Source organism: Micrococcus sp. 116 (genome assembly GCF_902506395.1).
In the GTDB taxonomy this organism is placed as follows: domain Bacteria; phylum Actinomycetota; class Actinomycetes; order Actinomycetales; family Micrococcaceae; genus Micrococcus; species Micrococcus luteus.
This window is the reverse complement of the sequence record NZ_LR732370.1, coordinates 1,967,143-1,978,865: the sequence shown is the minus strand read 5'-3', so window position 1 is coordinate 1,978,865 and position 11,723 is coordinate 1,967,143. Positions and strand designations below refer to the sequence as shown.

Here is an 11,723-nt window from a genome sequence, read left to right as displayed (position 1 = left end):
GTCGGCTACACCTACCTGCACTCGGCGATCGACGGGTTCACCCGCCTGGCCTACACCGAGGCGTTGGAGGATGAGCGGACGGTGACCACGATCGGGTTCTTCTGCCGGGCGCGGGCGTTCTTCGCCGCCCACGGGATCCGGATCGACAGGGTGATCACGGACAACGGGAACAACTACCGGGCCGCGGACTTCACCGCCAAGGTGGTCTCGCTCGGGGGCCGGCACCACCGGATCCGCCCCTACACCCCGCGCCATAACGGGAAGGTCGAGCGGTACAACCGGCTGATGGTCGATGAGGTCCTCTACGCCCGCCCGTATACCTCAGAGCAAGCTCGGCGTGAGGCCCTTCAGGTGTGGGTGAACCACTACAACTATCATCGGCCTCATACCTCCTGCGGAGACGCCCCTCCGGCCTCACTGGCACCGACCCGAGTCAACAACGTCATGCCCTCCTACACCTAGTCGGTGCGCCGACGCGGGCTCAGGCCGCGGNGACCGGATCGAGCTGGGCAGGTGAACGGTGCGGCCGGCTGGGCAGGTCCTGAAGGCCGGCTTCTCCCTGGGCGCGGTAGCGGGCGACCCAGGTGGCCACCGTGGGCCGGCTCACCCGGAACTCGGCGGCCACGTGGGACTGCGGGATCCCGTCGTGCAGGTGGCGGTGGACCATCCTGAGACGGCCAGTGGGGGTCAGGGGTGCGTTAGCGTGAGTCATGAGTGGGTCTCTTCTGGCAGGTGGGTTGTTGAGGAACTTCCATCCTGCGGGAGAGGCCCACTCGTCTCATCTCAGCCGGCGCCTCGTGGCAAGAACCTCATGACCCACAACACCTAGGCACGGCCAGGCGGGTCCTGACCAGCGCTCAGCGGCGCACAGCCGCGGCGAGCCAGTCGACGGCGAGGGCGTAGCCCTGGACGCCCGCCCCGGCGATCACGACGTCGGCGACGGCGGAGACGTGCGAGTGGTGCCGGAACGCCTCGCGCCGGTGGACGTTGGAGATGTGCACCTCGGCGATCGGCCGGTCGACGGCGGCGAGGGCGTCGCGGATCGCGATGGAGGTGTGCGAGTACGCGGCGGGGTTGATGAGGACGCCAGCGTGGGAGGTGCGGGCCTCCTGGATCCAGTCGATGAGCTCGCCCTCGTGGTTGGACTGTCGGAAGTCCACGGTCAGCCCGTGCTCGGCCGCGCGGGCCTCGGTGAGCGCACGGACGTCGTCGAGGGTGGCCGTGCCGTAGACCTCGGGCTCGCGGGTGCCGAGCAGGTTCAGGTTGGGGCCGTTGAGCACGAGCAGGGGCAGGGCGGGAGTGGCGGTCATGCGGTCAGTCTAGGAAGCGACGACGACGGCTCCCGTCTCGGCCGCGACAGTGCGTGGAAGGCGCCCGTTTCCCGAACGAAAGTGCCGGGACACGCCGCCGTTTCCCGAACGAAAGCGGGGTGGGGCGGAATAGGTGCCGCGGGGCGTCCGTTGTGGTCGGCAGGACGATCGCCGGCGTGAGCGCGTCGGCCCCGCTGACGAAAGGACCCACCGTGGCCACCAAGGACCTGACCCTCGAGGAGTTCGGCTCCACCGTCGCCGAGAACGACACCGTGCTCGTGGACTTCTGGGCCGGCTGGTGCGGCCCGTGCCGCCAGTTCGCCCCCGTGTTCGAGGCCGCCTCGGAGAAGCACGAGGACGTCGTGTTCGCCAAGGTCGACACGGAGGACCAGCAGCAGCTGGCGGCGATGGCCGGCATCACCTCCATCCCCACGCTCATGGCCTTCCGCGGCGGTGTGCTCGTGTTCTCCCAGGCCGGCGCCCTGCCGGGCACCGCGCTCGAGCAGCTGCTCGACCAGGTCAAGGGCCTCGACATCGCAGAGGTCCGCCGCCTGGCCGAGGAGCAGCAGGGCCAGCAGGGCGACGCCGAGCCGGGGCAGGACGAGGCCGTGCAGTCCACCGCCGCCCACCTCGACGACGTCAACGGCCGCTGACGGCCCGCGCGGCGTCGCCGCGCCGGCCGCTCACCGCGGGTCGAACGCCCCCTGCTGCCACTGCTCCACGAGCCACGGGCTGAACGCGCGGGGCACGGCGGCCAGGGCGGCGGTCAGCTCGGCCGGCTCCACCCAGCACCACTCCGCGACCTCGTCCCGCTCCGGGGCGGGGTCGCCGTGCATCCGGGCCCGGAACACGGGGCAGACCTCGTGCTCCTCCATGCCGGAGGCGTCCACGGCGCGGTAGCGGAAGTCGGGCAGCACCTCGACGACGTCGCGCACCGGGACGCCGAGCTCCTGCGGGGCGCGGCGCAGCACGGCCTCCGCCGGGGACTCGCCGGGCCCGGGGTGCCCGCAGAACCCGTTGGTCCACACCCCGGGGAACGCCTTCTTCCCGAGTGCGCGGCGGGTCAGCAGGAACCGTCCGGCGTCGTCGTAGACGTGGCACGAGAACGCCAGGTGCAGGGCCGTGCCGCCGTCCTCGGTGCGGCGGTGGACCGTGGCCTTGGCCTCTGTGCCCACGGCCTCGCCCGCCGGGGACAGCAGGACCACGCGCTCGACGTCGTCGGGGCCTGCGGCCGGGACGTCCGAGGCCGCCATCCACGGTCGGACGACGGGGGAGGGGCGGTCGTGCGGGGAGGGCGTGGCCGGGGTCTGCATGCCTCTCAGTGTGGCAGGCGAGCCGGGCCGCCCATCAGATGTGGGCCACGTCACCTCGGCCCGATCCCGACGGCCGGGCGTGGCTAGAGTGCTGAGGTCGGCGCCACACCCCGGCGCGTCCCACGTCACTCCAGGAGAGCATCCCATGGCCTTCGCCGCCCTGTCCCGTTCCGCCCGTCTTGCCGGCCTGTCCGCTGCCGCGCTGCTGGCCCTCACCGCGTGCGGCGGTCAGGACTCGTCCGACGCCGACGCGTCCGCCTCGACGACGGCGCCCGCCTCCGCGTCCACGCAGGGTGCGGAGTCCTCGTCCGCCTCGGCGTCGTCGCTGTCCGCGGCCCCGGCCGACTACGAGGCCGGCACGTGCTTCACCGCCCCGCTCGGCGCGCGTGACCTGTCCTCCTTCGAGACCACCGACTGCGAGGGCGCCCACACCGCGGAGTACCTGTGGGCCGTGCCGGCCGTGGCCGAGGGTGAGGAGGCCGACCCCGCCGCCGCCCAGACCTGCACCGCCCAGGCCCAGCGCCTGAGCGAGGAGAAGGAGGACCAGCTGAACGGGGCCGTCCTGACCTCCTCCGAGCTGGGCAACTACGGCACCGACGAGAAGCACTGCGTCGTGTACGGGGTCTCCGGTGAGTGGGAGGGTCAGATCGTGGACCCGGAGATCACCCTGGAGACGGCGTCCGCCGACGCCTGATCCCGCCGGCGGCCCCGTGCGTCGTGAGATCGCGCCGCCCGGGACCGCCGCGGATGGACGCGGGACCGGCGCGGCCCGTAGTGTCTTCTGCGTCCAGAAGTTAGACGGTCGAACAGGTGCGGCGGTCGGTGCCGCGTCGTGTCCGCCACCGAGGAGGCGCCATGGGTGAAGCGAGGACGGGCGGCGAGGCCGCGCTCTCCGGGGTGACCGCCGAGCTGGACGCCGCGCTCCGACACGCCGCGGCCCAGGCGCCCGGATCCGCCGCCTTCGCCGAGCTGCTCGACTCGCTCCACGTCCATGTGGGCGCCGGCAAGCTCATCCGCCCCCGTCTCGTCGAGCTCGGCTGGCGCCTGGCGACCGCCGACCCGGTCCCTCCGTCCGGCCGCGCTGCCGTCGACCGACTCGGGGCCGCCTTCGAACTGCTGCACACCGCGCTGCTCGTCCACGACGACGTCATCGATCGGGACGTGCTGCGGCGCGGCCAGCCCGCCGTGCACGCCTCCGCCCGGCACCGCCTCGAGGCCCGAGGGGTGCCCGCCGCGGACGCCGCCCACGCCGGGGTCGCCGTCGCCCTCATCGCGGGGGACGTCCTGCTCACCCAGGCGTTCCGGCTCGCCGCCACCTGTGCCGCCGACACCGCCCGGGCCGCCGAGGCCGCCGCCGTCGTCTTCGACGCCGCCGCCGTGACTGCGGCCGGCGAGCTCGAGGACGTGCTCCTGGGGCTGTCCCGCCACACCGGTGAGGAGCCCGATCCCGACCGCATCCTCGCCATGCAACGGCTCAAGACGGCGCACTACACGGTCGGCGCGCCCCTGCGCGCCGGCGCCCTCCTGGCCGGGGCGGATCCCGACCTCGCCCGGGCGATGGGCGAGGCCGGCGCCGACCTCGGCGCCGCCTACCAGGTGATCGACGACGTCCTCGGCGTGTTCGGCGATCCCGGGGAGACCGGCAAGTCCGCCGACGGCGACCTGCGCGAGGGCAAGGCCACCGTGCTCACCGCCCACGGCCGCCGCATCCCCGCCGTCCGCGCCCTGCTCGACGCGGGCCCGGCCACCCCCGCGGACATCGAGGCCGCCCGCCGCGCCCTCGAGGCGGCCGGTGCCCGGGAGCACGCCCTCGACGTCGCCGCCGAGCTCACCGTCCGCGCCCGCGAGCGCATCGCGGCCCTGCCCCTGGACGAGACGGTCCGGGCGGAGTTCGCCGACGCCTGCCACGCCGTGCTGACCCGGAGGTCCTGAGATGGCCGCGCCCACCCCGAGCCCTGCCGCGCTGTACACGCGGACGGCCCACACCGCAGCGGCCCAGGTGATCCGCCGCTACTCCACGTCCTTCTCCTGGGCCTGCCGCACCCTGCCCCGGCAGGCACGCCAGGACGTGGCCACGATCTACGCCATGGTCCGCGTCGCCGACGAGGTGGTCGACGGCGTCGCGGTGGCCGCCGGGCTCGACGAGGCCGGGGTCCGCGCCGCCCTGGACGACTACGAGCGGGCGTGTGAGGCCGCGATGGCGTCGGGCTTCGCCACCGACCCGGTCCTGCACGCCTTCGCCGACGTGGCCCGTCGCCACGGCATCACCCCGGAGCTGACCCGTCCCTTCTTCGCCTCCATGCGCGCGGACCTGGGGATCCGCGAGCACGGCGCCGAGTCCCTGGACGCCTACATCCACGGCTCGGCCGAGGTGGTGGGGCTGATGTGCCTGCAGGTCTTCCTCTCCCTCCCCGGCACGCGGGCCCGGACCCCGGGCCAGCGGCAGGAGCTGCGCGCGCAGGCCTCCCGGCTGGGGGCGGCGTTCCAGAAGGTCAACTTCCTCAGGGACCTGGCCGCGGACCACCACGAGCTGGGCCGCACTTACCTGCCCGGTGCCGCACCGGGCGTGCTCACCGAGGCCCGCAAGGCCGAGCTCGTGGCCGAGGTCCGCGCCGACCTCGACGCCGCCCTGCCCGGCATCCGTGTCCTGGACCCCGGGGCCGGGCGCGCCGTGGCCCTGGCGCACGGACTGTTCGCGGCCCTGGTGGACCGGATCGAGGCGACCCCGGCGGCCGAGCTGGCCCACCGCCGTGTCCGGGTGCCGGACCATCAGAAGGCCCGGATCGCCGCCCGCGTCCTGGCACGGGGCCGCCGGGGAGGCCGCCGATGAGCGCCCGGGACACCGCTCTCGGCCCGCGCACCGTGGTGGTGGGCGGCGGTTTCGCCGGACTGGCCACGGCGGGCCTGTTGGCCCGCGACGGGCACCGGGTGACGCTGCTGGAGCGCGGCGCCGTCCTGGGCGGCCGTGCCGGACGCTGGTCTGAGGCGGGGTTCACCTTCGACACCGGGCCCTCCTGGTACCTGATGCCCGAGGTGATCGACCGCTGGTTCCGCCTCATGGGGACCTCCGCCGCCGAACGGCTGGACCTGCGCCGTCTGGACCCCGGCTACCGGGTGTACTTCGAGGGGCACCTCCACGAGCCCCCCGTGGACGTGCGCACCGGCCACGCGGAGACGCTGTTCGAGTCCCTCGAGCCCGGCGCCGGGCGCCGGCTGCGGGCCTACCTCGACTCCGCGTCCCGGATCTACGGGCTCGCCAAGGAGCACTTCCTCTACACGGACTTCCGCCGGCCGGCCGCCCTGGCCCACCCGGACGTCCTGCGCGCCCTGCCGGCCCTCGGGCCCCAGCTGCTGGGGGGCCTGCGCTCCCACGTGGCGGCCCGCTTCCAGGATCCCCGGCTGCGCCAGATCCTGGGCTACCCGGCGGTCTTCCTCGGCACGTCCCCCGACCGTGCCCCCGCCATGTACCACCTGATGTCCCATCTGGACCTCGCCGACGGCGTGCAGTACCCCCTCGGCGGGTTCGCGGCCCTCGTGGACGCCATGGCGGAGGTCGTGCGTGAGGCCGGTGTGGAGATCCGCACCGGGGTCGAGGCGACCGCCGTGGAGGTCGTGGACCGTCCCGCCCCCGCCGGCCGCCTCGGACGCCTGGCCGCCCGCCTGCCCAGGCCGGGAGCAGCCCGCGGGGACGAGGGCCGACGTCGCCGCCCGGGCCAGGTGACCGGCGTCGCCTGGCGGTCCGACGACGGCGCCGCGGGACGCCTCGACGCCGATGTGGTGGTGGCCGCCGCGGACCTGCACCACGTGCAGACCCGTCTGCTGCCTCCCGGCCGGCGCGTCGCGGAGTCCACGTGGGACCGGCGCGACCCCGGTCCCTCCGGCGTGCTCGTGTGCGTGGGGGTGCGCGGATCCCTGCCCCAGCTGGCCCACCACACCCTGCTGTTCACGGCGGACTGGGAGGACAACTTCGGGCGCATCGAGCGGGGGGAGGACCTCGCCGCGGACACGTCGATCTACGTCTCGCGCACCTCCGCCACGGACCCGGGCGTGGCCCCGGAGGGCGACGAGAACCTCTTCATCCTCGTCCCGGCCCCCGCCGAGCCGGGGTGGGGGCGCGGCGGCATCCGGGTCCGTGACGGCCAGAGCTGGCGGGTGGACCGCGCCGGGGACGCCCAGGTGGAGGCCGTGGCGGACCGGGCCCTCGATCAGCTGGCCCGCTGGGCCGGGATCCCCGACCTGGCCGAGCGCATCGTGGTGCGGCGCACCTACGGGCCCGGTGACTTCGCCGCGGACGTGCACGCCTGGCGGGGTTCGCTGCTGGGCCCCGGGCACACGCTGGCGCAGTCGGCCATGTTCCGCCCCTCGGTGCGGGACGCGGACGTGGCCGGCCTGATGTACGCGGGCTCCTCGGTGCGCCCGGGAATCGGGGTGCCCATGTGCCTGATCTCCGCCGAAGTGGTCCGGGACGAACTGCGCCACGACGCGCGCAGGGCCCGGCCCGCGGGCCCCGGGGGGAGCGGCACATGATCCGCACCCTCTTCTGGGCGTCCCGGCCGGTCAGCTGGGTGAACACGGCCTACCCGTTCGCCGCCGCCGCGATCCTGACCGGGGGGCTGCCCGCGTGGCTGGTGGTCCTGGGCGTCGTGTTCTTCCTGGTGCCCTACAACCTGGCCATGTACGGCATCAATGACGTGTTCGACTTCGCCTCGGACCTGCGCAACCCCCGCAAGGGGGGTGTGGAGGGCTCCGTGCTGGGCGACCCCGCGGTGCGCCGCCGGGTGCTGGCGTGGTCGGTGCTGCTGCCCGTGCCGTTCGTGGCCGTGCTCGCGGGCTGGTCCGCCGTGCGGGGCGAGTGGGCCGCCGTGCTGGTGCTCGCGGTGAGCCTGTTCGCGGTGGTGGCGTACTCCTGGGCGGGGCTGCGGTTCAAGGAGCGGCCCTTCCTGGACGCCGCCACCTCCGCCACCCACTTCGTCTCCCCCGCGGTCTACGGCCTCGCGCTGGCCGGGGCGACCCCCACGCCCGCCCTGGCGGCGCTGCTGGGGGCGTTCTTCCTGTGGGGCATGGCCTCGCAGATGTTCGGGGCGGTGCAGGACGTGGTGCCGGACCGGGAGGGGGGCCTGGCCTCGGTGGCCACCGTGCTGGGCGCTCGGCGCACCGTCCTGCTCGCCGCCGGCCTGTACGCGGCGGCGGGCCTTCTGCTGCTGGCCACCGACCCGCCGGGCCCGCTCGCGGCGCTGCTGGCCGTGCCCTACGTGGTGAACACCCTGCGCTTCCGCCGCATCACGGACGCCACCTCGGGCGCGGCCCACCGCGGCTGGCAGCTGTTCCTCCCCCTGAACTACGTGACCGGCTTCCTCGTGACCCTGCTGCTGATCGGGTGGGCGCTGACCCGGGGGGCGGCGGCATGATCTACCTGCTGGCCCTGCTGGGTGTCATCGGCTGCATGCTGCTGGTGGACCGGCGCTTCGAGCTGTTCCTGTGGCATCGCCCGCTCCCGGCGCTGCTGGTGCTGGCCGCCGGGGTGGCCTACTTCTTCGCCTGGGACCTGTGGGGGATCGCCGAAGGCGTGTTCCTGCACCGGCAGTCGCCCTACATGACCGGGGTGATGCTCGCCCCCCAGCTGCCCCTGGAGGAGGGGTTCTTCCTGCTCTTCCTCAGCCAGATCACGATGGTGCTGTTCACCGGGGCGCTGCGCCTGCTGCGCGGCCGGCGAGGTGACGCCCGTGCCGCGACGCCGGCCGATCCGACCGACGGGGGCAGCCGGTGACCTTCCTCGACCTCGTCCTCGTCTTCGTGGGCTTCGCCCTGGCCGTGCTCGTGGGCGCCGCCCTCGTCGGCCGCGTGCGGGGCGAGCACCTGCGGGCCGTGGCGGCCACCCTGGTGGCCCTGTGGGCCCTCACGGCGGTCTTCGACAACGTGATGATCGCCGCGGGGCTCTTCGACTACGGCCATGAGCTGCTGGTGGGTGCCTACGTGGGCCAGGCGCCCGTGGAGGACTTCGCCTACCCGCTCGGCTCCGCCCTGCTGCTGCCGGCGCTCTGGCTGCTGCTGACGAGCCGTGGTCGTGCCGGTCGGCGCGGCCCTCGGCCGGGACGCCGCCCCCACCCGGACGATCGCTGACATGCTGCCGCTGATCCCCGCAGACCTGTTGCGCGCGCTCGGCCTGATCCTCGTCCCGGTCGCGGCGGTGCACGCCGGATGGCCGTCCGCGGCGGCGATGCTGCTCGTGTTCGGCTCCCAGTGGCTCACCCGCTGGCTCGCCCCGGGCGGCGCCCTGGACTGGGCCGCGCAGGCGGTCCTGCTGCTGGCCGGGTGGCTGAGCGTCATCGGCCTCTACCCGCGGGTGCCGTGGCTGGACCTGCTCGTGCACGCCGCCGCCTCCGCCGTGGTCGCCTGTCTGACGGCACTGGTGGTGGGGGCATGGCTCCGGCGTCGGGGGACCGAGGCCGGGCAGGCCGTGGCCCTGCTCGGCCCGGGCCTGGCCGGGCTGGGGATCGCGGCCGCCGCCGTGGCCCTGGGCGTGGTGTGGGAGCTGGCCGAATGGTGGGGGCACACGGCGGTGACCCCCGAGATCGGTGTGGGCCACACGGACACCATCGGCGACCTCGCCGCCGATCTCGTCGGCGCCGGGATCGGCGCCGCCCTCGCCGTGCGCCGGGAGCGCATCCGGTGACCCCGGCCCGCCCCACGGTCTCCGTGGTCGTCCCGGTGCTCGACGACGCCGAGCACCTGCGCGTGTGTCTCGCCCTGCTGGCCGCCCAGAGCCGGCCGGCGCTGGAGGTGGTGGTGGTGGACAACGGCTGCGTGGACGACTCGGCGGTGCTCGCCCGCGCCGCCGGCGCGCGGGTGGTGCACGAGCCGCGCCGCGGGGTCCCGGCCGCGGCGGCCGCCGGCCTGGACGCCGCGGTCGGGGAACTGCTGGTGCGCTGCGACGCCGACACGCGGATGCCCGCGGACTGGCTCGAACGGATCGTGGCTCGGTTCGACGCCGACCCCGGGCTCGACGCCCTCACCGGGCCGGGGACCTTCCACGACCAGCCCGGCCTCCGGGGACAGGTGCGGGCGGCGCTCTACACCGGCGCGTACCGCTGGGGGGCGGGCGCCGCGGTGGCGGCCACCCCCGTCTGGGGCTCCAACTGCGCCCTGCGCGCCGAGGCGTGGCAGGCTGTGCGGACCCGCGTCCACCGCGAACGCGGGGACGTGCACGATGACCTGGACCTGTCCTTCCAGCTGGCCCTGGCCGGCCGCCGGATCCGGTTCGATCCGGACCTGCGGGTGGAGGTCGCCGGGCGCATCTTCCACTCCCTGCGCCAGCGGGTGCGGCAGGGCCGGATGGCGGTCACCACCCTGCAGGTCAACTGGGCCCGGCTGTCCCCCGGGCGGCGGTGGCTGCGCCGGGCGGCCCGGTCACGCCCCCGGCCCCACTGGGGGCGTGGCCCCGACGGTCAGTCCCGCGACTGAGCGCCGCCGGCGCCGCGGGCTCGCCTGTCCAACGGGTTGCGACGCAGGGGCAGCCGGTCCACCAGCGGCCGCAGCAGGCCGCGGGTGCGGGGACGCTCGCCGCCGTCGTGCCGGCGCCTGGCCTCGGCCAGGATGTTCGCGGCCATCTCCGGGAACACCACGGCGTGGAAGGGCAGGATGGCGGTCCAGTAGGCGCGTCCGAGCAGGCCGTCCGGCATGAAGACCGCCCGCTGGCGGTAGACGGAGCCTCCGCCCTCCCGCGGCTCGGTGCTCAGCTGCAGCCAGGCCCGCCCGCCGGCCTTCATCTCCGCCCGCAGGGTCAGCCGCCGCCCCGGCTCCACGTCCTCCACCCGCCACCAGTCCACGGCGTCGCCGCGTCGCAGGTGGTTCGGGTCCCGCCGGCCGCGGGTCAGGCCGGGCCCGCCGGCCAACTTGTCCATCAGCCCGCGGATCTTCCACAGCAGCGGGGTGGAATACCAACCGTTGGCGCCGCCCACCGACTCGATCACCGGCCACACCTCCTGCGCGGGCAGGTCGGACTCGCGCTCGCGCTCGTCCGTGTAGACCGTGGTGCCGGCCCACTCGGGATCCGAGGGCAGGGAGGCGGCCGGGTCCGCGGAGCTCTGGAGGTCCGCGTCGAAGGTGACGTCCAGGGGACCCTCCTTCTCCCGCTTCAGCGCCAGCCGCACGGCGTCCATGTAGGAGGTCAGCCCGCCCGGCGGGTCCGGGATGAGGTCGCGGACCGAGCGGTCCTCCACGACCGCCTCCTCGGCGAGGGATGCGGCCAGGGGCAGGGCCACCGCGACCGGGATGGGGGTCACCATGCCGATCCAGAAGCCCGCCAGGGTCTTCAAGGGCAACGGGGTGGGGATCACGATGCGTCGGGACAGGCCGGCGGCCTTGGCGTAGTCCACCAGCACGCTCGCGAACGACTGGGGGTGTCCGTTGCCGATCTGGGCCCGCAGCTGCACGGGCTCCGGGAGGGCGCAGGCCTGCAGGAGGTAGTACAGGACGTCGCGGATGGCCAGCGGCTCCACCCGGTTCCTCAGCCAGGACGGGCCGGGCATCACGGGCAGCCGCTCGGCGAGATGGCGGATCATCTCGAACGAGGTGGAGCCCGAGCCGATGATCACCCCGGCCTCGAACGTCAGCGCCGGGGTCGCCGCCCGCTCGAGACGCTCGGCCACGAGGGCGCGGGAGCGCATGTGGTCGGACAGCTCCGCGACGGGGACCGTGTCCGGGTGCAGGCCGGAGAGATAGACGAGCTGGGCCACGCCGGCCGTGTCCGCGGCGGTGCCCACGATGTCCGCGATCCGCTGCTCCTGGGCCACGAAGTCGCCGCCCCCGCCCATGGAGTGCACGAGGTAGAGCACGGTGTGCACGTCCTGCATGGCGGCTTCGACGAGGTCCGCCTCGGTGAGGTCGAGCTCCACCGCCTCGATGCTGTCCGACCACGGTCGGTCCGCGAGGTCGGAGGGGTTCCGGGCGCCGGCCCGGACGTCGAAGCCGGCGGCGAGCAGCTCGGGGATGAGGCGCCCGCCCACGTAACCGGTGGCACCGGTGACGAGGACGCGACGGCCCCGGCCGTCCGGCAGGGACAGGCCGAGGGGGGAGGTGTGGGACGCCGGCGTGGCACCGG

15 protein-coding genes are annotated in these 11,723 nt (G+C 74.7%); 11 read left to right on the top strand and 4 right to left on the bottom strand.

What is annotated here, in order from left to right:
• Positions 1-462, top strand: a 462-nt coding sequence (locus tag CITRIK5_RS09240; RefSeq protein WP_159833573.1) for an integrase core domain-containing protein, incomplete at its 5' end; no start/stop codon positions are given.
• 31 nt (positions 463-493) lie between these two features.
• On the opposite strand, the gene CITRIK5_RS09235 is transcribed toward CITRIK5_RS09240, so the two are convergent.
• On the bottom strand, positions 494-712 hold a 219-nt coding region (locus CITRIK5_RS09235), incomplete at its 3' end, for a helix-turn-helix domain-containing protein (protein ID WP_159833752.1).
• Positions 713-857: 145 nt separating this feature from the next.
• A complete protein-coding gene (gene aroQ / locus CITRIK5_RS09230; RefSeq protein WP_020628425.1) occupies positions 858-1,310 on the bottom strand; it encodes a type II 3-dehydroquinate dehydratase in 453 nt (150 codons plus the stop codon).
• Positions 1,311-1,522: 212 nt separating this feature from the next.
• Here aroQ and trxA point away from each other — a divergent pair, with 212 nt between their 5' ends.
• A complete protein-coding gene (gene trxA, locus CITRIK5_RS09225) occupies positions 1,523-1,963 on the top strand; it encodes a thioredoxin (protein WP_069941388.1) in 441 nt (146 codons plus the stop codon).
• A gap of 30 nt (positions 1,964-1,993) precedes the next feature.
• Here the strand turns inward: trxA and idi are convergent, their stop codons facing one another.
• Entirely contained in the window at positions 1,994-2,623 is a 630-nt protein-coding gene (gene idi, locus CITRIK5_RS09220; RefSeq protein WP_098094132.1) for an isopentenyl-diphosphate Delta-isomerase, read from the bottom strand.
• Between the two features lie 145 nt (positions 2,624-2,768).
• On the opposite strand from idi, the gene CITRIK5_RS09215 reads away from it, so the two are divergent.
• The 9 genes from CITRIK5_RS09215 (at position 2,769) to crtX (ending at position 10,084) form a co-directional block, all read left to right on the top strand.
• Positions 2,769-3,317, top strand: coding sequence for a hypothetical protein (locus CITRIK5_RS09215; RefSeq protein WP_010079992.1), 549 nt, complete (start codon positions 2,769-2,771; stop codon positions 3,315-3,317).
• A 161-nt stretch (positions 3,318-3,478) separates the two neighbouring features.
• Entirely contained in the window at positions 3,479-4,555 is a 1,077-nt protein-coding gene (locus tag CITRIK5_RS09210; protein ID WP_010079993.1) for a polyprenyl synthetase family protein, read from the top strand.
• A 1-nt stretch (position 4,556) separates the two neighbouring features.
• Positions 4,557-5,453, top strand: a complete 897-nt coding sequence (locus CITRIK5_RS09205; RefSeq protein WP_010079994.1) for a squalene/phytoene synthase family protein — start codon at positions 4,557-4,559, stop codon at positions 5,451-5,453.
• Complete coding sequence (crtI, locus tag CITRIK5_RS09200; RefSeq protein ID WP_061866789.1) at positions 5,450-7,150, top strand: phytoene desaturase family protein; 1,701 nt, start codon at positions 5,450-5,452, stop codon at positions 7,148-7,150. The genes CITRIK5_RS09205 and crtI overlap by 4 nt, the downstream gene beginning before the upstream one ends.
• Positions 7,147-8,031 (top strand): prenyltransferase, encoded by an 885-nt coding sequence (locus tag CITRIK5_RS09195; protein ID WP_036314900.1) that lies wholly within the window; start codon positions 7,147-7,149, stop codon positions 8,029-8,031. Before crtI ends, CITRIK5_RS09195 begins: the two co-directional genes overlap by 4 nt.
• Complete coding sequence (gene crtYg, locus CITRIK5_RS09190) at positions 8,001-8,390, top strand: C50 carotenoid gamma-cyclase subunit alpha CrtYg (protein WP_036314902.1); 390 nt, start codon at positions 8,001-8,003, stop codon at positions 8,388-8,390. Before CITRIK5_RS09195 ends, crtYg begins: the two co-directional genes overlap by 31 nt.
• Complete coding sequence (gene crtYh, locus CITRIK5_RS09185) at positions 8,387-8,743, top strand: C50 carotenoid gamma-cyclase subunit beta CrtYh (protein ID WP_020626542.1); 357 nt, start codon at positions 8,387-8,389, stop codon at positions 8,741-8,743. The genes crtYg and crtYh overlap by 4 nt, the downstream gene beginning before the upstream one ends.
• 1 nt (position 8,744) lies before the next feature.
• Positions 8,745-9,296: a hypothetical protein gene (locus tag CITRIK5_RS09180; RefSeq protein ID WP_174233308.1), complete on the top strand. Its 552-nt coding sequence runs from the start codon at positions 8,745-8,747 to the stop codon at positions 9,294-9,296.
• Entirely contained in the window at positions 9,293-10,084 is a 792-nt protein-coding gene (crtX, locus tag CITRIK5_RS09175; protein WP_036384352.1) for a C50 carotenoid glucosyltransferase CrtX, read from the top strand. The genes CITRIK5_RS09180 and crtX overlap by 4 nt, the downstream gene beginning before the upstream one ends.
• Here the strand turns inward: crtX and CITRIK5_RS09170 are convergent.
• Positions 10,069-11,723 (bottom strand): SDR family oxidoreductase (locus CITRIK5_RS09170; RefSeq protein ID WP_159833571.1); only part of this gene is annotated, 1,655 nt, incomplete at its 5' end. The two genes, crtX and CITRIK5_RS09170, sit on opposite strands and share 16 nt — an antisense overlap.